This window comes from bacterium (assembly GCA_022616075.1).
Taxonomy (GTDB): domain Bacteria; phylum Acidobacteriota; class HRBIN11; order JAKEFK01; family JAKEFK01; genus JAKEFK01.
In genome coordinates this window covers 14047-33039 of sequence record JAKEFK010000179.1, presented here as the reverse complement: position 1 = coordinate 33039, position 18993 = coordinate 14047, and the positions used below count along the sequence as shown (strand labels likewise).

Below are 18993 nucleotides of genomic sequence, written 5' to 3'. Positions count from 1 at the left end.
GTTACACCGATTACAGTTTGCGCACCGTAATGCCGGCTTCTTGAAGCAGATTGAGTGCGGTCTCACCCAGCGGGTAATCGTGGTTGTAAATTACTTCACTGATTCCGGCATTGATGATCATCTTCGTGCAGAGCAAGCAGGGAGAGAAGGTGGAGTAGAGCGCCGAACCTTTCAGCGAAGTACCGTGATAGGCTGCCTGCGTAATTGCATTCTCTTCGCCATGGGAGCAGAAACACTCTTCGAGCGAGGTTCCGCTTTTCGCCAGTTGATTGCAGCGTGGACAGCCTCCTTCGTTGCAGTTTCTTGTTCCACGCGGAGTTCCATTGTAGCCGGTTGAAATGATCCGGCGGTCTTTTACAACCACTGCAGCCACTTTTCTTTTTACGCAGTTGCTTCGACTGGCAACAACCTGCGCAATCGACATAAAGTACTGATCCCAATCCGGCCTTCTGGCTTGCTGGAGCACTCTGCCGACAATCTCCGTAGTTTTTTGATGCAAGTCTTCGACGGAACCGTCATTGAGGATCGTATGATCCGCCATCGCCTGGCAATCCTCGATGCTTTGTTTGTGCTCTGAGCTGCTCTGTTTTTCCGCTTCTTCCAACAATAGAAAATCTTCTAATGTTTGCGGGTCCTGTTCTCGTCCGCGGCTCCGAATCCTTTGGAATCGCACTTCCGGAAGCGCGTCCACACTCAACAACACAAAATCTCCTGCGGATCTTAAGGCCAGGACTTCAGCAGGATTTCGGATCGAATCGACAACATAATTCCGATTGGGATCGATTTTTTTTAAAGTCAGCCGCGCGAGAACGTCGGCTCCATATCGTTGCCGCAGTTCATTTCCGGCAAGAATGAGTGTCTCGCGGGTAACCGGAATACTTTTCGAGTGAAGTTCTTCGCGGATTACATCGGACAACGAGTAGTATTCAAAGCTTTTGTCGCGGAGGAACTGAGCAACTTCTCCTTTTCCGGAACCATTCTTTCCCGTGAGGCCGATGATCATGCTAATGGAAAGAGGGCAGGACTTTCGCGCAGGACCCATTCGATCACGGTTTGCAAAGCACCTTCCATCAGAAAACCGGATGCATGGCGGTGACCACCACCTCCAAAGCGGGAGGCGAAGCAGTTCACATCCACGTTTCCACGCGAACGCAAACTCACCTTCACCTTTTCCTGGGGCAACTCGATGAACAATAAAGAAGCTTCCACGCTGTGAATACCGCGCGCGATGTCAACGAATCCTTCGATCTCTTCGACTTCCACACCGGTTTGTTCCATCATGGATTGTGTTATGGCCATCCACGCCAAACGTCCTGCATGCAAATATTCCAGATGAGTCAATGCGCACCCGAGCAACTTTACGCGGGCAGGGGAGCATCTTTCGTAGATTTGATCGTAGATCAATTCTGAACGTATTCCGGTGGAGAGAAGTTGCGCAGCGGCAGCGTGCGTTTGGGAACTGGTATTCGGAAACCGGAATGCGCCCGTATCCGTGAGAATGGATGCATAGAGAGGTTCGGCAATTTGCGCGGTGAGCTCCGATCCCATGAAGTTGATAAACCGGAGAACAATCTCACCGGAGGCGCAAGCATCTTCGCAGATCAGGTTGACGTCTGCGAAATTGCCGTTCACCGGATGATGATCGATGCAGATTTTGATGCCAGGGTGATTCCGGATGAGTTGCGCCATGTTCCCGAGTCTTTCCCAGCGGCTGATGTCAAGAATGAAAACAACTTCGGCATCCGGAAGAGGTCCGGTGCTGTCGAAAAGGCGAATCACGTTCGCCGGATCGAGAAAACGATATTTCCTGGGCGTGGGTGTCGAGTTCACAACTTCAACAGTTTTTCCCATTCCTTGCAGGAGCCTCGCGAGAGCAAGTTCCGAACCGATGCCGTCCCCATCGGGATGAATATGTGTGGTGATCAGGAAACTTTGATGCTGGAGAACTACTTCGCGTGTTTTTTGGAGTTCACAATTCAATTTCTAACCCTTCATGTGATGCGATCGAGTCCTTGAATATTTCTTGAGCTTTCATTTCCATTCTTTCAATGATGGAATCATCGTAAAGCGGATCATAATGAAAAAGAGCCAATCTTTTTGCGCCTGCCTGTGCTGCAACTTCTGCAGCCATGTCAACAGTGCTGTGTCCATAACCCTGAACGACCATATCTCCATGGACATAATCGTCAGTCATGTATTGGGAATCGTGGATCAATAAGTCGGCACCTTTCGCAAAACGGATCAGTTTCTGATCACCGCCCGAGTAACCCTCGGTATCCGTCGCATAAACTAAGCTTTTCCCATCCATTTCTATTCTGTAAACAAACACGCCCCCATTCGGATGAGCAAGACTATGCATCACGCGCACACAAACCTGGAAGGGAACTTGACTGTGATTGTCTCGATAGTAGTTGAAGACCTTCGGTTCACTGCAAGAATCCTCGAGCAAAATGATTTCGGTCTCATGAAGACTACGAATGTTCAGCACAGAGGAAAGTTCAGACAGTGCCACTGGAAAATAAGGGCTAAGCATCGCTGTTGCCAGTCCCTCTTCCAGTTCAACATCTCTCAATCGCGGACCATACAGGTAACAGGTGGTTGTGGGAAGGTAAGCTGGTTTAAAAAATGCAAATCCCTGCGTGTGATCGTGATGGGTGTGGCTGAAGAGAATCGTCATTGTGGTCAGCTGGCGTTCGCTCTTGGATGGCAGATGATTCTTCATCATCTCATTGCCAAGGCTAACAATACCTGTTCCAGCATCCAGAAGAATGAGATGATTTCCAGCGCGCACCTCCACGCAGGAAGTGTTGCCACCATAACGAACCGTTCCGGAACCAGGTGAGGGATGGCTTCCGCGGACTCCACGAAATCTAACTGTGAATTTGTTGCTGCCCGCTGTCATATAAGGTCCTACAGGACCCGTTTCAAGCTAACTCATGTTAGCAATAAAAGTTCAAGGGTTCAAGGGTTGGTTCAAGCCGCCTTCAATTCATCGATAGAAACGCCCGAAATGTAGGAAATGTAAGCGGGCACAAGAGGTAAAACACACGGAGAAATGAAAGAAAGAAATCCTGCAGCAATTGCAGTGATCATGTTGGCCTGGTGGCCCAGACTCGCTTCGAGACCTACGCCAAAAGCGGACGCAAGCCAGCCGCTCATGCGCGTAAACTGATTTGTTGCGACCAGAATTCCGATGAAAATCAACAGCAAACCGCTGACCAGCTCAATCGCTTTGTAGTTTCGCTTGATCACTTTGAACACGCTTACCGCATAGTTGAAAGCGATGCCGGTCAATAGAAAGGGTACGCCGAGTCCTGCTGAGTAAAGAACTAGTAAGAAGATTCCATCCGCGATTGTTTCTTGGTTTGCAGCAATCAACAAAATCGAACTTAGGATCGGGCCGATGCAGGGGGTCCATCCAAAGGCGAATGCGCCTCCGATGAGAAAGGAGCTGAGCATCCCGAGTGGTTTCCCCTGCACATTGAATCTTTTTTCGTATGTAAGAAAGGGGATCTGAAAAACGCCTGCGAGATGCAGTCCAAGAACAATGATCAGCATGCCACCGACAACATTGATGTAAGTCTTGTACAGGACGAGGTATTGTCCAAGCAGGCTTGCGGTTGCTCCCAGTGAAGCGAAGACAACAGTAAAACCTGCTACAAATAACAGTGTGTTGATAATGACTTTACGCATAATCCATGTAGCGCAGGCGTCCCGCCTGCGAGATTCGCAGACGAGACGTCCGCGCTACTTTGTTTACAAATTACTGAGAAACGTTAACAGACAGCGGGCGCCGAAACCGCTGGCGCTGCGCGGATAAATAGACCAATCCCTTTCCTGCCAGGAAGGTCCTGCAATATCCAGATGAGCCCAGCGCGGATGATCCACAAATTCAGACAGGAATAACCCGCCTTGAATGGATCCGGCTTCCGGAATCCCGCTAGAATTTTTCATATCCGCAATATCGCTTCTGATCAGATCTCGATAATGATCCGGCATCGGAAGCGGCCACATGATTTCTCCTGATGATTTTCCTGCTTCCACAATCTGCTGAATAAAAGTATCGTTGTTGCCCATGACCGCTGCAACAAGGCGTCCTAAACCGATTACCTGAGCTCCCGTTAGGGTTGCAATGTCGATCAGGTAGTCCGGTTTTAGAGATTGTGCGTACACGAGTCCGTCCGCGAGAGCCAATCTTCCTTCCGCGTCTGTGTTCGTGATTTCGATGGTTTTGCCGTTCATCGCGCGCACAACATCGCCAGGACGGTTTGCGGCATTATCCGGCATATTTTCGGTTGCCATCAAAAGCGCCGTAATTTTCACAGGCATTTTCAATTCACAGGCTGCGCGAATGCAGGCCAGGGCTGTGGCGGCGCCGGCCATATCCGATTTCATGCTTTCCATTCCCTTTTCTGTTTTTAATGAAAGGCCGCCGGAATCAAATGTTAATCCCTTTCCCACAAAACAAACATGCGCTTTTGACTTGCCCTCCGGCTTGTAAGTGAGATGAATCATTCGTCCCGACACCACGCTTCCTTTTCCGACGCTCAAAAAAGCGTTCGCTCCCATTTTCTCAAGCTGAGCCGTTTCAAAAACGCGAAGATTCAAACCATTCTTCCTGGCAACGTCTGTGGAGATTTCAGCAAGTCTTTCCGCATTGAGAATGTTTGGTGGTTCATTCACAAGATCACGAACGAACATTGCGGCAGAAGCAAAAATTTTTGCTTTCTGCAAAGCGGAAGCTTTTGCGTCTGAGGCGATAAGGAACACCGTTTGAAGAACCGGCTTCGGATCCTTTTGAGGCTTGAATCGCTTGAACGAGTAAGAAGCCAGGATGCTTCCTTCCGCGATGGCCTGTACTTCTTGTTCATTTTGAGGATCAAATGCCAGTGATATCTGTCTGAGACTTTTTTGCTGCGCCGATCGGACCGCGGAATAGGCGGCTTCACGCAGTTCATTGGCGCGCAGATCTTTTCCAGGGAAAGAGGTCAGAATAATGCGCGGGATTTTCTTGTTACCCGTGTAATAAACGGCAGCATGCTGCCATTTTACGAGAAATGCCTCTTCCTTCCGGAGCCGGCTGATCGCACCTTTCGTTTGCGCATCGAATTTCAGCCCGGCCGGGGTCAAAGCGTTACCCGGCAAGGCAAGAATAGCCACGGCGTCAATCTCCGCAGGGCCCTTCCAGAATCTCACACTCGGCATAAGGAGCAAGATTATATTCCGATTCTCATTGTTTGCAATCTCTTTAATCGATTGAACTGCCTTGATTTAGATTGCAAAACTCTGATAGAATGCCTTTCATCTCTACGGGAGCGTGTCCGCGCGCCAATGAACCAATGGCGGTCGAAGTCTGACCAGATTTCCGATCTGGCAAATCAGGTCTCGGAACTTAAAAGAGAACTGGATCAAACCCGCCAATCACACAGAGCTCTCCAGCAACAACACCACACCTTAAAACTTCAGAACGAACGTTTGATGAAAATGGAAGCGCAACATCAGAACGCGCGCAAGAGTATGCTGGAAAAGCGGATTATCTTTTCCCGCGCTGTGATGCTATTTCCTTCCAATGTAGTGATCGGGGACCGCCTGGAGAATTGCATTTTGAAAATTTATCGCGGCAACCATTTGCTGATCGATGATACAGCAGAATTGATCAACTGCCGGATTATCGGACTGGAACACTATGCCGATCAAACTCTTCCACGCCTGAATCGTCCTTTCGGCACAATTGAAATTAAAGGAGTTTTCTACAATACAAATTCCAGGCGATTTGCGATTTCCACTTTTGAACGTGTTGTGATCCATAGAGGAGTGCGGTTCCGCGGAAATGTTTGCGCTTCCAGCATTGTGATTCCTGAGTTAACAAAGATCCGCGGACGTTTTGCCAGCAGAGAGCTGCTGGAGCAGAGAAAGAAGCGGAAACAGCTCATGCGGCTCCCTTCTAATCTATTAGACAATCGGATTGATGAAGAATTGTAAAATGCAGATGTATAATCGGAATGTTGAACTACCTGTTGTTCTTCTGAATTTCACATAACAAAGTAGCGCGGCCGTCCCGGCTGCGAAGCTTCGCAGGCCAGAGGCCCGCGCTACCTTGTTTATTTTTCTATAGAGGTGATGTGCTGTTATGAATCAAGACCGAGTTACAAAACTGGCTGAAGGAACAATTGTCAAAGGTGAGGTTTCATTTCCCGGTGGAAAACTGCGAATTGAAGGCGAATTGCATGGCAATGTGAATTCAGCGGATAGTGTGGAAGTGGTGCAAAATGGGCGGCTTCTCGGTGATGTGCTGGAAGCCAACGAAATCGAACTTTTGGGAAAAATCGAAGGAAACATAAAGACCAAAAAACTGGTAGTTAGGCCGACCGGCATCCTGACCGGGAATTTAGAGGTGGAGCACTTCGTAATGGAGGAAGGCGGAAAAATACTGGGCGAGGTAAAGATGAACCTCGGCGAAGTCCGCGAAGCATGGAAAGCGGTCGCCGGAAATAAGCGTTAAACCGGCTGCGACTGCGTCATGCGGCGTCGTCAGTGGCTTATTTCTGCGTTCCTTTTCCTGACATCGGTTATTTTTTTGCTCTTTTCCAAGACACTTTTCACGTCCGGCACGTCGGAAAGGAACGGGGCGCTGGCGCTCTCTGAAGCCAGCGAATGTCATGCGTTATTATTGCCGAACAGGGAGTACTATCCTTATTTGAAGGGCTTTTTCCAGAAAGCGGAAAAAAGCATAGTTGGAACTGTCTATCTGGTGAGAGCGAACAGCTTTCCCGACAATGAACCCTCCGATTTGCTTCGGGAATTGATTGCCGCCAGCAAACGGAATGTGCAGGTGGAGATCCTTCTTGAAAATTCAGAGGATAAAGATTCTCTGGAATCCAACCGGTTCGCGGCTCAGATGCTGGAAAAAGCGGGAGTGCAGGTTCGTTTTGACAGCGCAAAGATTGCTACTCACGCCAAGACTTTTGTCATTGATGGGCGTTACTGTTTTCTCGGCAGTCACAATCTCACGCACGCCGCCATGGCCCGCAATGCTGAACTTTCCATCTTCGTGGATTCACCTGAAATGGGCGAAAAGATCACGAACTTTGTTCGGCAAATTCCCAGATAGCAAACCAGCCTGCTATAATTGATTCACTTTTTTGCGGGGGCATATTGGCTTATTCTTCCGTTTCCAGAGCTTTGCTCTTGTTTAGAATCCTCGTTGTAGCCATTCTCTATTTCGTTTTTGCTCGAATTGGCCTTTCGCTGTCGATCGCTGCCACAAACGTTTCTCCTGTCTGGCCAGCCGCCGGCATCGCTCTCGCGTCGATGCTCTTGTTTGGTTTCCGAATCTGGCCCGCGATTATGCTCGGCGCATTCATCGCGAATTACCTCGTAGGATCATCACTCATTGATTCCTTCTTGATATCCACCGGAAACACTTTGGAAGCCTGCCTCGGTTTCTATTTGTTGAATCGCTATGCGAACGGACCGAACTTTCTGCAGCGGGTAGAAGACGTTCTAAAATTTGTGCTTTTGGCCGGTTTTGTTTCTACTGTTGCAAGCGCCTCTATCGGAACTGCTTCTCTTTTTCTGACGGAGTCGAACGACCGCATTCCTCTGACATATCTATGGTCGACTTGGTGGCTTGGTGACATGATGGGGAACTTGTTGATTGTGCCGGCTGTTATGGCCTGGAGAAAAAGAGAAACGCACGAAACAAAGGCGAGCGAGATTGCGGACGCGATTGTGGTCTTTGCTTCGATCGTGGCGGTGACTGTCCTGGTATTTAACGGAAACTTTGAAGTCGGAATACCGCTGGTGTACCTGACCGTGCCGCTCTTTATTTGTGCAGCCGCTTTTCGGTTTGGCCAAAAAGGGGCAACCCTGGCAATTTTAATTGTTTCGACTATCGCAATTCTGGGAACCACGCAAGGAGAAGGGCCTTTCGACAGACCGAATTTAAATGAATCGCTTCTATTGCTTCAAGTTTTTATTGGCTCGATTCAACTCACGGCACTGATTCTTGGAGCCAGCCTGATAGAAAGAAAATCCGGGGAGGCGGTTCTGCGTGAATCGGAAGCGAAATCCCGTTCGCTTGTGGAACGTGTTCCCGCGATCGTTTATCAGGTGGAATTCGGTGAGACTCTTTCCTGGCGATACGTCAGCCCGCGAATCAAATCCATTCTTGGTTTTACTGCGGAAGAATGGACTTCCGACTCACAACTCTGGTCCAGGCATGTTCATCCGGACGACCGCGAAGAAGTACTCAGCAAAGGAATGCGAAGCAGCCTTTCCGGAAAACCGTTCGTCTGTGAGTACAGAATGTTTGGGCGTGACGGCAACATCGTCTGGTTTCGCGATGAAGGGAACGTCATCAGAGATAAAGGACGAAAAACCGTATTCATTCAGGGAATCATGCTGGACATCACGGAAAGGAAACGCGCCGAACTTCTTCAGGCCATTTTGCACCGTCTTGCAGAAAAAACAAGTGTCACGCAAAATATGGAGCAGTTCTACGCAGTAGTGCACGAAAATATTTCCGAGTTGATCGATGCCCGGAACTTTTACATTGCTTTGTATGATCCGTCTACGCAGACATTTTCTTTCCCTTACATATCGAGCGAAAAAACAGACACTTTGGATCTCAGGCGCGCGGCAAACGCTCTGAACTTTTACGTACTTTCTAACGGGGCCTTGTTGGCCGATGCCGAGAAAATCCGGGAACTCGTGAAGAGTGGAGTCATTCCTGAAGAGGAAACGTCGTATCTTTCGTGGTTAGGCGTGCCTTTGAAGTCCGGTGAGAATACTCTGGGTGTCATTGCAGTTCAAAGTTATCTGGAAGAAAAGAAGTTTCTACCTGCGGACCTGAACGCTCTGGTGCTTGTTTCTGACGAAGTCGCAACTACTCTGGAGCAAAAACGCGCGGAAAAAGCTTTGCAAGTCAAATCTGCGCAGCTCCAGTCCATTAATCAGGCGATGACCATGTTTTTGGAAACGAACAGCTGGAAATCCGCAAGCCATTTAATTCTCCAATCTGCTCTCCGGGAAACCGGGAGTGAATATGGTTTTATTGGTATTGTTACCGATGAATCTACTCTACGGGTCCTTGCCCATGAAGGAATCGTCTGGGATGCCGATGTCAATCGCGAGTTTTATGAAGAAGCGCAGCGAACTTATGCCGAAAAGGGGTATCTTGAATTTCCCAATTTAAAAAACCTTTTTGGCTCCGTAATCACACAGGCTTCTCCTGTGATTTCAAACGATCCGCTGCGCGATCCGCGATCAGCCGGTTCCCTTCCGAAAGGCCATCCTCCTCTGAATTGTTTTCTGGGAGTTCCTTTTCACTATGCAAACCAGGTTATCGGTATGATCGGTGTCGCCAATAGACCGAACGGATACACAAGCACTGATCTTGAAAAACTCGATTATCTTTCGCAGACAACTTGCGTACTTTACCAGAGCTATCTGCAGGCTCAGAAACAGGAAGCGCTTCAGGAGGAGCTCCGCCAATCCCACAAAATGGAAGCGATCGGTCGTCTGGCGGGAGGTGTGGCTCACGATTTTAACAATTTGCTGATGGCGATTACGGGATACTGTGAACTGGTGTTGATGAGACTAAGCACCAATCCATTGAACCGTGAAATGAATGAAATCTTGAAAGCCGCCGAGCAAGGAGCGGCTTTAACACGCCAGTTGCTCGCTTTCGGAAGAAAACAGATTCTCATGCCGCGCGTTATCCATCTCGATAAGGTCGTTAGAAACATGGAGGACCTTCTCCGTCGTTTGCTTGGTGAAGACATTGAATTGATGATTGTTTCTCAGAACAATCTTGGGAATGTGAAAGCAGACCCCGGTCAGATTGAGCAGGTCATCATGAATCTTGCTGTGAATGCCAGGGATGCGATGCCGGATGGAGGCAAACTCTTTCTGCAGACGTTCAATGTAACGGTCCGAATCGACGATACCAGGAAGCCCGTTGGTGTTTCAGCTGGAACCTATGTGCTTCTTCGAGTCCAGGATACGGGTCAAGGAATGGATGAGGATACGTTGAAGCGAGTTTTTGAACCATTCTTTACGACGAAACAAACCGGCAAGGGAACAGGTCTTGGTCTGGCGACCGTTTATGGGATTGTCAAACAGAGCAGTGGATATGTGAATGTGGAAAGTAAGCGAGGTTCCGGCACAACTTTTGATATCTACTTGCCACAGGTTGATGAGCCTTTGGAAATGCCGGCGATCACTGCCGGTTCGCGGCCGGATTCTTCAGAGCTTTTACGAATGATTTTGCTGGTTGATGATAATGAAGCTGTAAGAAGAGCGACTTCTGCGTTATTGCAAGCGCGTGGTTTTGCAGTTCTGGAGGCATCGAACGGACAGGAAGCCGTCATCATAGCCGAACAGCATCCTGGCGCGATTGATTTGCTGATCACAGACGTGGTAATGCCCCGGATGGGCGGAGCGAATCTAGCCGAAGCAATTTTGGAAAAGAGACCCAATACAAAAATTTTATTCATGTCGGGTTATTCGGAAGAGTCTGTTCTTGGTCGTAACCCCAGCGCGACATTCCTTCAAAAACCATTCTCTCTGGGAACCTTCTTGGAGCGCATTAGCGAATTACTCGATTATCCGGACAAAGCAATTTAGTGCGAACGATTCAAATCAACGGCGGAATTCTGGATAATGCATCTCTAAGACTATGCGTAGATGCTTTGCGGAAAAGTGAAATTCTTTGCTATCCAACGGAAACCTTATACGCGCTTGGAATAGATTTATGGGATGAGGATGCGCTTCATAAGCTGTACGCGTTAAAAAACAGACCTCCCGAAAAACAACTTGCACTCATTGCCTCCGACATTTCAATGGTTGCGACCGTTTGTGACACTGGGGATTCACGTTTTGCTGCGTTAGCCATGCGGTTTTGGCCCGGTCCTCTCACCATCGCGCTTCCTTCTACGGACCGGTCCACGTCTTTTGCGATCCGTGTTTCGTCGCATCCGGTTGCGCGCCAAATCGTTGAAGCCTTCGGTTCACCATTGGTTTCCACGAGTGCCAATCTGACGGGAGAGCCGGCGGTCAGCGATCCTCAATCGTTATCAGAACAGATTACGGCCGGAGTCAGTATCCTCGTCGACGGCGGAATCTTAGCAGGAGGAGCACCCTCGACAATTGTTTCTTTGGTCGAACGGCCCGGAAAAATTTTACGCGAAGGAGCCATTCCGGCAGCAGAAATTGTATCCTTATTATAGTGATGCAAAAAAACGAGATTCGACTGTCCGAAAACCATCCATCGCTGCTGGAAAAAGGTTTTGCAGAATTCGGAATTTATTCGCCGCTCATTGTCAGTCCTGATTCCTTTCTGATCGATGGCTATCGAAGGTTTCAAATGCAGCAAAAGGATGTCGTGAATGCAATTGAGATGGATGTGCCTTGTCTGTTTTCCGCGGCGGTGGAAATGAATCGCAACACGCGTAAATGGGATGAGATCGACTGTTTTCTCTGGTCGCGATGGGCAAAATTCCTGCAGGTTGAGAACCATCCTCTTGCACGGCGGAATTTTCCCCCGGATTTGAATCAGGCGCCGGACAGGATGCTGTTTGCTCTGGCGAATCGTCGCATTGAACTCGGACAAGCGCTCAGAATTCTTCAAGCGCCCGCAGGCAGCTGGTCATTTTTTGTGGAATTCTTATCTTCAAACGTGCGTTTGAACGTGAACGAAACCGCCATTTTTATTGAAATGACTTTTGATCTTGCAAATCGCTGGCAAACGAAAAATCTGAAACAGGTGATGGAGAATGAAAAACTGCAAGCCGTGCTGGACGGGGCGGGAAACACTTCTCGGCGTGCAGGCGAAGCCTTGTTGAAAGAAATGCGTAATTTACGCTATCCTTTACATCAGCAGAAAACTCAAGAATTGTCCTCAGCCTGGCAACAGCTCAATTTGGAGAATTTGCAGGCAAAGAAAGGCCTGTTCCTTGACAAGGGCGTGCTTGAGATTACAATCAGGGCTCGCTCTCAGGAGGAAATGTCTAAGAGGATAAGGGAACTTTCTGAAAGCCTGACTTCACCGGCCTGGGACAGAATTTGGGAATCATGAATAGCAAATCAAAAAATGAGTTACTCGTTTTAATTGTTCTGCTGGCCTTACTATCTATTTCTGTCTATTCCCAATTCTCAAGTAATGAGCAGTCCAACAACATTTCGAGCAGATCAAAGTCAAGCTCACGTGGAACGGTGGCAGTGAACGAAGTCCTGAATGTGGATTCGCTATCAAACGAGGTTCCGCAATTTTCCGGTGTGAAACGGAACATATTTCAGTTCGGTGCAGGCGCTGGATCTGCCGAGTCACAAACTCCAATGATTCGTATTCCTGAAGCTGAGCCTGAAGTGGATGAGCGCCCTTCCGTTCCAACCGTTCATTACCTCGGTTTCTACTATGAAAAGGAAAGCGGTTTAAAATTGGCGGCGCTATCCAATAGCGGGAGAATTTATGTTGGAAGGGTCGGCCAGATTCTTAGCGGAAAATATGAGGTGATGCAGATTGCCGACGATCATGTGATTCTCAAAGTGCTCAACGAAGAAGCGAAAACTATCCGCGTTCCCCTGGGCAAAGCCCCTGCCTCATTTATTGATTGGAAAAAGGAGCAAGAAGAGTGAAAGAAGATCGCGAGGCCATCGATCTCGCTTCCGAACTTTTTCGTCGCGCTTACGAATGTCAGATGTCGGGCAGACTGGAAGAGGCGATTGAATTGTACAAAGAATCGATTGAAGTTTACCCAACAGCCGAGGCATATACCTTTTTAGGTTGGACTTATAGTTTTCAAGGACTTCTGGATGAGGCAATCGACGAATGTAAAAAAGCGATTGAAACTGATCCCGATTTTGGAAATCCATATAACGACATCGGTGTTTACTTGATTGAAAAAGAGATGTATGAGGATGCGATTCCCTGGCTCAAAAAAGCGATTCAAGCCAAAAGATACGAGTCGTACCACTATCCCCATTACAATCTCGGCCGTGTTTATCTTCAGCAGGGAATGTTGAAATGGGCACAGCAGGAATTTGAAAAAGCGCTTGTGATCGCTCCCGACTACGGACTTGCGCTCGATGCGCTGGAAGGGTTAAAAAGGCAAATCAACTAACCATGAATCTTGCCGGCAAGACAGCTTTCCTTACCGGCAGCGCCCGTCGTTTGGGACGGGCCCTCGCGATTCACTTGCGTAAAGCCGATTGCAGCATCGTTGTTCACTATAATCGTTCCGAAGAGGAAGCGAAATCGCTGCAGGCGGAAACCGGATGCAGGCTGTTTCAGGCGGACTTCTCCGAAATCTCAATCAAAAATTTGCAGAACAGGCTTAAGGAGGAAATCGGTTTTGTAGACATTCTTGTGAATAATGCCTCTTCTTTTTCCCATTCCGACTGGGAGGACGTAGGGGAAGAGCAGTGGGACCACGACATGTCTGTAAATCTGAAAGTCCCATTCTTTTTGGCGCATTTTTTCGGCAGGCAAATGAAAGTGAATGGCTTTGGAAAAATTATCAACCTTACTGATATTGCCGCTGAACGCGCCTACTTGAACTACCTTCCTTACAGCGTTGCCAGATCGGGCGTCGTTGCGTTCACCCGGGCGCTTGCAAGAGCGCTTGCGCCCGAAGTCCAGGTGAATGCGATCGCTCCCGGTTCGATTTTGTTTCCAGAGGATATGCCGCTATATCTTCAAGAAAAGATTCTGAGCAAGATTCCGGCCGGCAGACTTTGCACGATCGAAGAATTTTTGAACACGGTTGATTTTTTGCTGGTGGATGTGGATTATATTACCGGCCAAACGATTATTCTCGATGGTGGAAGATCACTGACATGGTGAATTTGATGCGAATTCCTACTTATGGTTGGCATCAACAAAAAGGTGCCGTTTTCGAAGATTATTTCGGTTTGGAAATCCCTTCTCATTACGGAGATCCGGGGCAAGAATACTGGCACATTCGAAAGGATTCAGGCGTGCGAGACGTGAGCCATTTCGGAAAAGTTCGCGTTACCGGGCGGGATCGTCTTCGTTTTCTCAACGGGATGCTGACCAGTGAGATTAAAACTCTGGAACCGGGTAAGGGAACATACGCTTTATTTCTGGATGTAAAAGGCCACATCCAGTGCGATATGAAGGTTTACGCTTTCCCCGATCATCTTCTCCTTGTTTTGCAGCACTATCTGGTGGAGAAACTGATGACCGGTCTGGACCGGTACATCATGAGCGAAGACGTCAAGATGCAGGATGTGACGTCCGAATTCGCAATGATTCAGGTGCTCGGTCCCGGATCCGGGCCCTTCCTGACAGAAAAGGGGTTGGACAATTTACCGGAGCCTTCCTACAATCATCGTACTATTGATATAGCAGGATCGCCGTCAAATCTGATACGGCTTCCTTCCGGTTGTGCTCTGCTTGTCCCGGTTTCTGGAGGTGCTGATGTCCTCTCGTTTCTGGAAGGTGCTCCGATCGGCGCCAGGGCTTTTGAAGTGTTCCGGATTGAATCCGGTCTTGCTTTGATGCACCGGGACATGGACGAATCCAATTTTCCACAGGAGAGCGGCCTGAAACACACGCTCGATTTTCAAAAGGGCTGCTATCTGGGACAGGAGACTATGGCGCGGATCGATGCCCAGGGTCACGTGAACCGTCATCTGATGGGCTTTGCCCTATCAGCCCCGGTGAACGCCGGAGATAAAGTGTTTCGTGACAGCAAGGAAGTGGGAAGAATCACAAGCGCAGCCCATTCGTTCCTCCTGAACCAGCCTTTTGCCATAGGCTACATTCGCAGAGAATTCGCCAGGGAAGGGGAACGGGTGGAAGCGGGCCTGAGTAATACTACAGCAATAGTACGGCAACTGCCACTGAAGAGTTGAAATGCGAAACGTGCCGAAACTCGAATTGGAAGACGTGAAAATCATTCTTGCAGCCGCCGAGTCGGAAGCACGAAAAATAGGCGTGGACATGGATATTGCAGTGGTGGATGCTGGAGGGCACTTGCTTGGTTTTTACCGCATGGATCAGGCGAAGGTAACGAGCATTCAAATTGCAATTGATAAGGCTTTTACATCGGCAGGAACGCGTAAAGCCACACGCGATTACAAACCGGTCGGAGCTCCAGGCGGACCAGCCTTTGGAATCCATGCCAGCAACCAGGGGCGATTTGTGATTTTCGGCGGGGGATTGCCAATCATCGTAAACGCGGAATGTATCGGAGCTGTCGGATGCAGCTCGGGCAGCCCGGAACAGGATGAACAGGTTGCACAGGCCGGGATCGAAGCATTTATGACGGGCTTGTAGTAGCGCGGGTGTCCCGCCTGCAGCTTGCGCAGACGAGACGTCCGCGCTACACACAGGTGATACTTTTATGAAAAAAGTTGCTGTTCTGGGAGCCGGCACGATGGGTTCGCAAATTGCCGCTCATCTTGCAAACGCTTCGATTCCTTGTTTGCTTTTTGACCTTCCCGGTCTGGCTCTGGCATCGCTCGAGCGTCTGAAAAAAATGGATCCTGCGCCGCTGTTTGACCCATCTCTGCTTTCACTCATTGAACCACTTGATTTTGGAACTCATTTCCCGCGCTTAAAGGAAGCGGATTGGGTGCTCGAAGCGGTGATTGAGAATCTCGATACAAAACGAGAATTGCTCCGCGCGATCGCTCCCCACCTTCGTCCGGATTCCATTGTGACTTCCAATACCTCCGGAATTCCTTTGACCACCATCGCTTCGGAGATGCCTCCGGATTTCAAAAAACGGTGGTTTGGAACACACTTTTTCAACCCGCCCCGCTATTTGAAACTTCTCGAATTGATTCCTACTAAGGAAACGGACGAAAAGTTCTTGAATATCATCGCTGACTTTGGCGACCGTTTTCTTGGAAAAGGTATTGTTTACGCAAAAGATACTCCGAATTTCATTTCCAACCGGCTCGCAACTTTCGGCGCGCTCTATACGTTGAGAGTCATGCAGGAAGAACAGCTTTCGATCGAAGAAGTGGATGCATTGACAGGCTCGATTGTGGGGCGGCCTAAAACGGCAACATTTCGCTTGTTCGACCTTGTCGGAATCGATGTGCTCGGCCTGGTTGCAAAAAATCTATATGAAAACGTTCCGGATGATGAAGAACGGGAGATTTTTCGACTCCCCGGTTTTCTGGAACAGATTCTGGAACGAAAATGGCATGGGAACAAAACAGGTCAGGGATTCTACAAGAAGTCGGGAAAAGAGATTCAGGCTCTAGATTATCAAACTCTGGAGTATCGCCACCAGAAAAAAGTCGGATTCCCTTCTGTGGAAATGGTAAAGCCGATCGAAAACCCGGTTGAACGGATTTCGAATCTGATCCGCGGAAAGGACAAGGCCGGATCTTTCCTGTGGAAAACGACTTCTGCATTCCTTGCCTACGCTGCAAATAGAATTCCCGAAATCTCCGATGACATACTGAACATCGATAATTCCATGAAGTGGGGATTTGGCTGGTCCCATGGTCCGTTCGAACTCTGGGATGGAATCGGTCTGGCGGAATCAGCAAAAAGAATGAAGCAGGAAGGAAAGCGATTTCCGGAATGGCTGGAGCGTCTGCTGCAGCAACCGACTCCTTCCTTTTATAAGGTGGAGAAAGGTCAGCGGCACTACTGGGATATTTTCACGGACACTTACAAGCCGGTTCCTCAAAAAGAGGGGATTTTGTTTCTTGATTCCTGGAAGCGGGAACACGGCGTGATCAAGAAGAATGCCGGTGCAAGTCTGGTAGATCTCGGGGACGGAGTCGTGTGTCTTGAGTTTCACTCCAAGATGAATTCGATCGGCGGCGATACGATTCAAATGGCACGAGCAGGGATTGAACTTCTCGATAAAGGTTACGAAGGGATGGTGATCGCCAATCAGGGCGAGCATTTTTCTGCAGGCGCGAATCTAATGTTGCTTTTGCTGGAAGCGCAGGAAGGAAACTGGGATGAGCTGAATCTTGCGATCAAAGCTTTTCAACAGATGACGATGTCCTTTCGGTACTCATCCAAACCGGTGGTAGCTGCGCCCTTTCAGCTCGCCCTCGGGGGTGGATGCGAGGTCTGTCTCGGGTCGGATGCCGTGCATTCGGCTGCTGAGGTTTACACAGGATTGGTGGAGATTGGCGCAGGGTTAATTCCTGCCGGTGGCGGGACCAAAGAGATGCTTGCCAGACAGATGGCGAAAGTTCCAGCCGGCGCGGATCCCCTACCTTTCTTGCGTAAGGCTTTCGAATCGATCGCGCTCGCAAAGGTCTCGCGCTCAGTCCTGGAAGCAAGGAAGCACGGTTATTTCGAAGAATCGGACACCTTCAGCATGAACACGGACCGGCTCGTTCAGGATGCTAAGAATGTAGTACTACGCTTGTCGAAGTCCTATCGCAGGCCGCAGCCGCGCAAAGACATTCTTCTGATGGGCAGGGCCGGCTTTGCGTACCTGCAGATCGGCGTCTATCTCATGAAAGAAGCGGGTTACATCAGTGAATATGATGCGAAGCTCGGGGAGAAGATCGCCTGGGTGCTGACGGGCGGGGATCTGACGGAACCGGCACGCGTGGACGAACAATATGTTCTGGACATGGAACGAGAAGCATTCTTATCTTTGTTAGGTGAGCGGAAAACTCAGGAGCGGATCCAACACCTTCTGAAAACCGGCAAACCTCTGAGGAATTAATTTTCTGTAGTGGCAGAGCATTTTCAGTAGCTTAAATGTAAGCTACTGAAAATGCTCTGCAACTACTACTTTTGTAAAAACTAGGAGTTTGTATGCAAGAGGCATTTATCGTGGCGGCGGCAAGAACAGCGGTCGGCAAGGCGCCTAAAGGAACTTTGCGCAACACAAGGCCGGATGACATGGCGGCCTTCGTGATTCAGGATTTGTTGCGCAGAGCTCCTGAAATCCAAAAAGAAGATGTTGAAGATGTGATTCTTGGATGCGCGATGCCTGAAGCGGAGCAAGGTTTGAACGTGGCCCGGATGGCGTCGTTCAGGGCCGGTTTGCCGGTAAGCAGCTCCGCCATCACCGTCAACCGTTTTTGCGCCTCCGGATTGCAAGCGATTGCATTTGGAGCAGAACGGATCATGACAGGTTCCGCGGATTGCATCATCGCAGGTGGCGCCGAAAGCATGAGCCTGATTCCGATGGGAGGGCATCGTGTGATGCCGAATCCGGTCCTGGTTCAAGAGAATCCGAATGCATACATTTCCATGGGACTCGGAACGGAAACGGTTGCGCGCAAGTACAACATCAGCCGTGCAGATCAGGATCAATTCTCGTTGAGTTCCCACCTGAAAGCGATTGCCGCGATCGAAGCGGGAAAATTTCAAGATGAGATCGTTCCATTGGAACTCGAAGAAGTGTATCTGCAAAATGGAAAACGCACGAAAAAGGGTGTGCGGTTTGAAATCGATGAAGGTCCACGCAAAGACACAAGTTTCGAAGCGCTTTCCGGATTGAAGCCCGCGTTTCGTCCGGACGGAATGATCACCGCTGGGAATTCATCGCAAACCAGCGATGGGGCTGCGGCGGTGATACTCGTTTCACGAAAAAAAATGGAGGAGCTTGGACTGAAGCCGCTTGCCAGGTACGTGGCTTATGCCACAGCCGGAGTTCCACCGGAGCTTTTTGGCATCGGACCGGTTCATGCAATTCCCAGGGCGTTGAAGATTGCGGGATTTAATAAGGATAATCTCAAAGTGATCGAATTGAACGAAGCGTTTGCTGCGCAATCTCTGGCTGTTATTCGAGAAACCGAATTGAATCCGGACGTCATCAATGTCAACGGTGGCGCGATTGCGCTGGGGCATCCCTTAGGTTGCACGGGCGCAAAGTTAACGGTGAGCATCATTCAAGAACTGAAACGAAAGGGAGGCGGTTACGGCATGGTGACGATGTGTGTCGGTGGCGGAATGGGAGCTGCCGGAATATTTGAAGTATAATCGCGCAAAGTAGCGCGGGCGTCCCGCCTGCGAAATTCTGAATGCGC

At 49.2% G+C, this 18993-nt stretch carries 17 protein-coding genes and 3 pseudogenes; 13 read left to right on the top strand and 7 right to left on the bottom strand.

What is annotated here, in order from left to right; all coding sequences use genetic code 11:
• Positions 1-10 precede the first annotated feature (10 nt).
• From L0156_14165 to L0156_14135, 7 genes and pseudogenes are all read right to left on the bottom strand, one after another.
• Positions 11-424, bottom strand: coding sequence for a dCMP deaminase family protein (locus L0156_14165; GenBank protein ID MCI0604139.1), 414 nt, complete (start codon positions 422-424; stop codon positions 11-13).
• A gap of 252 nt (positions 425-676) precedes the next feature.
• Positions 677-1003: pseudogene (locus tag L0156_14160) on the bottom strand (AAA family ATPase).
• The gene (locus tag L0156_14155) at positions 1000-1980 is read right to left on the bottom strand and encodes a bifunctional oligoribonuclease/PAP phosphatase NrnA (GenBank protein ID MCI0604138.1); all 981 of its coding nucleotides are present in this window, start codon (positions 1978-1980) and stop codon (positions 1000-1002) included. Before L0156_14155 ends, L0156_14160 begins: the two are co-directional and overlap by 4 nt.
• A complete protein-coding gene (locus L0156_14150; protein MCI0604137.1) occupies positions 1970-2902 on the bottom strand; it encodes an MBL fold metallo-hydrolase in 933 nt (310 codons plus the stop codon). The genes L0156_14155 and L0156_14150 overlap by 11 nt, the downstream gene beginning before the upstream one ends.
• A gap of 80 nt (positions 2903-2982) precedes the next feature.
• Positions 2983-3093 (bottom strand): annotated as a pseudogene (locus L0156_14145) (cytochrome c biogenesis protein CcdA).
• 144 nt (positions 3094-3237) lie between these two features.
• A pseudogene (locus L0156_14140) lies at positions 3238-3693 on the bottom strand (cytochrome c biogenesis protein CcdA).
• A 63-nt stretch (positions 3694-3756) separates the two neighbouring features.
• Positions 3757-5205 carry a leucyl aminopeptidase gene (locus L0156_14135; protein MCI0604136.1) on the bottom strand — a complete coding sequence of 483 codons (1449 nt, stop codon included), beginning with the start codon at positions 5203-5205 and terminating at the stop codon, positions 3757-3759.
• 126 nt (positions 5206-5331) lie between these two features.
• On the opposite strand from L0156_14135, the gene L0156_14130 reads away from it, so the two are divergent.
• The 13 genes from L0156_14130 to L0156_14070 all read left to right on the top strand — a co-directional run bounded on the left by L0156_14130 (position 5332) and on the right by L0156_14070 (position 18946).
• The gene (locus L0156_14130) at positions 5332-5982 is read left to right on the top strand and encodes a hypothetical protein (GenBank protein MCI0604135.1); all 651 of its coding nucleotides are present in this window, start codon (positions 5332-5334) and stop codon (positions 5980-5982) included.
• 148 nt (positions 5983-6130) lie between these two features.
• The gene (locus L0156_14125; GenBank protein MCI0604134.1) at positions 6131-6502 is read left to right on the top strand and encodes a polymer-forming cytoskeletal protein; all 372 of its coding nucleotides are present in this window, start codon (positions 6131-6133) and stop codon (positions 6500-6502) included.
• A gap of 18 nt (positions 6503-6520) precedes the next feature.
• On the top strand, positions 6521-7111 hold the full coding sequence (locus L0156_14120; GenBank protein MCI0604133.1) for a phospholipase D-like domain-containing protein: 591 nt from the start codon (positions 6521-6523) through the stop codon (positions 7109-7111).
• Between the two features lie 77 nt (positions 7112-7188).
• Positions 7189-10629, top strand: coding sequence for an MASE1 domain-containing protein (locus L0156_14115; GenBank protein MCI0604132.1), 3441 nt, complete (start codon positions 7189-7191; stop codon positions 10627-10629).
• Positions 10629-11231 (top strand): threonylcarbamoyl-AMP synthase, encoded by a 603-nt coding sequence (locus L0156_14110; GenBank protein ID MCI0604131.1) that lies wholly within the window; start codon positions 10629-10631, stop codon positions 11229-11231. The genes L0156_14115 and L0156_14110 overlap by 1 nt, the downstream gene beginning before the upstream one ends.
• A gap of 2 nt (positions 11232-11233) precedes the next feature.
• Complete coding sequence (locus L0156_14105) at positions 11234-12079, top strand: hypothetical protein (protein ID MCI0604130.1); 846 nt, start codon at positions 11234-11236, stop codon at positions 12077-12079.
• Positions 12076-12639: a hypothetical protein gene (locus L0156_14100; protein ID MCI0604129.1), complete on the top strand. Its 564-nt coding sequence runs from the start codon at positions 12076-12078 to the stop codon at positions 12637-12639. The genes L0156_14105 and L0156_14100 overlap by 4 nt, the downstream gene beginning before the upstream one ends.
• On the top strand, positions 12636-13124 hold the full coding sequence (locus tag L0156_14095) for a tetratricopeptide repeat protein (protein MCI0604128.1): 489 nt from the start codon (positions 12636-12638) through the stop codon (positions 13122-13124). The genes L0156_14100 and L0156_14095 overlap by 4 nt, the downstream gene beginning before the upstream one ends.
• Before the next feature lie 2 nt (positions 13125-13126).
• On the top strand, positions 13127-13846 hold the full coding sequence (locus tag L0156_14090) for an SDR family oxidoreductase (protein MCI0604127.1): 720 nt from the start codon (positions 13127-13129) through the stop codon (positions 13844-13846).
• A gap of 5 nt (positions 13847-13851) precedes the next feature.
• Positions 13852-14880 carry a hypothetical protein gene (locus L0156_14085; protein ID MCI0604126.1) on the top strand — a complete coding sequence of 343 codons (1029 nt, stop codon included), beginning with the start codon at positions 13852-13854 and terminating at the stop codon, positions 14878-14880.
• A 1-nt stretch (position 14881) separates the two neighbouring features.
• Complete coding sequence (locus L0156_14080; protein ID MCI0604125.1) at positions 14882-15304, top strand: heme-binding protein; 423 nt, start codon at positions 14882-14884, stop codon at positions 15302-15304.
• Positions 15305-15371: 67 nt separating this feature from the next.
• Positions 15372-17681: a 3-hydroxyacyl-CoA dehydrogenase/enoyl-CoA hydratase family protein gene (locus tag L0156_14075; GenBank protein MCI0604124.1), complete on the top strand. Its 2310-nt coding sequence runs from the start codon at positions 15372-15374 to the stop codon at positions 17679-17681.
• Positions 17682-17773: 92 nt separating this feature from the next.
• On the top strand, positions 17774-18946 hold the full coding sequence (locus L0156_14070; protein ID MCI0604123.1) for an acetyl-CoA C-acyltransferase: 1173 nt from the start codon (positions 17774-17776) through the stop codon (positions 18944-18946).
• Positions 18947-18993: the final 47 nt, after the last annotated feature.

Excerpts from the sequence above, each read along its gene's own strand:
- L0156_14085 (MCI0604126.1), top strand. The coding sequence starts at position 13,852 with ATGCGAATTCCTACTTATGGTTGGCATCAACAAAAAGGTGCCGTTTTC.
- L0156_14070 (MCI0604123.1), top strand. The coding sequence starts at position 17,774 with ATGCAAGAGGCATTTATCGTGGCGGCGGCAAGAACAGCGGTCGGCAAG.
- L0156_14080 (MCI0604125.1), top strand. The coding sequence starts at position 14,882 with ATGCGAAACGTGCCGAAACTCGAATTGGAAGACGTGAAAATCATTCTT.
- L0156_14125 (MCI0604134.1), top strand. The coding sequence starts at position 6,131 with ATGAATCAAGACCGAGTTACAAAACTGGCTGAAGGAACAATTGTCAAA.
- L0156_14075 (MCI0604124.1), top strand. The coding sequence starts at position 15,372 with ATGAAAAAAGTTGCTGTTCTGGGAGCCGGCACGATGGGTTCGCAAATT.
- L0156_14135 (MCI0604136.1), bottom strand. The coding sequence starts at position 5,205 with ATGCCGAGTGTGAGATTCTGGAAGGGCCCTGCGGAGATTGACGCCGTG.
- L0156_14120 (MCI0604133.1), top strand. The coding sequence starts at position 6,521 with ATGCGGCGTCGTCAGTGGCTTATTTCTGCGTTCCTTTTCCTGACATCG.
- L0156_14105 (MCI0604130.1), top strand. The coding sequence starts at position 11,234 with ATGCAAAAAAACGAGATTCGACTGTCCGAAAACCATCCATCGCTGCTG.
- L0156_14100 (MCI0604129.1), top strand. The coding sequence starts at position 12,076 with ATGAATAGCAAATCAAAAAATGAGTTACTCGTTTTAATTGTTCTGCTG.
- L0156_14130 (MCI0604135.1), top strand. The coding sequence starts at position 5,332 with ATGAACCAATGGCGGTCGAAGTCTGACCAGATTTCCGATCTGGCAAAT.
- L0156_14165 (MCI0604139.1), bottom strand. The coding sequence starts at position 424 with ATGTCGATTGCGCAGGTTGTTGCCAGTCGAAGCAACTGCGTAAAAAGA.
- L0156_14090 (MCI0604127.1), top strand. The coding sequence starts at position 13,127 with ATGAATCTTGCCGGCAAGACAGCTTTCCTTACCGGCAGCGCCCGTCGT.
- L0156_14150 (MCI0604137.1), bottom strand. The coding sequence starts at position 2,902 with ATGACAGCGGGCAGCAACAAATTCACAGTTAGATTTCGTGGAGTCCGC.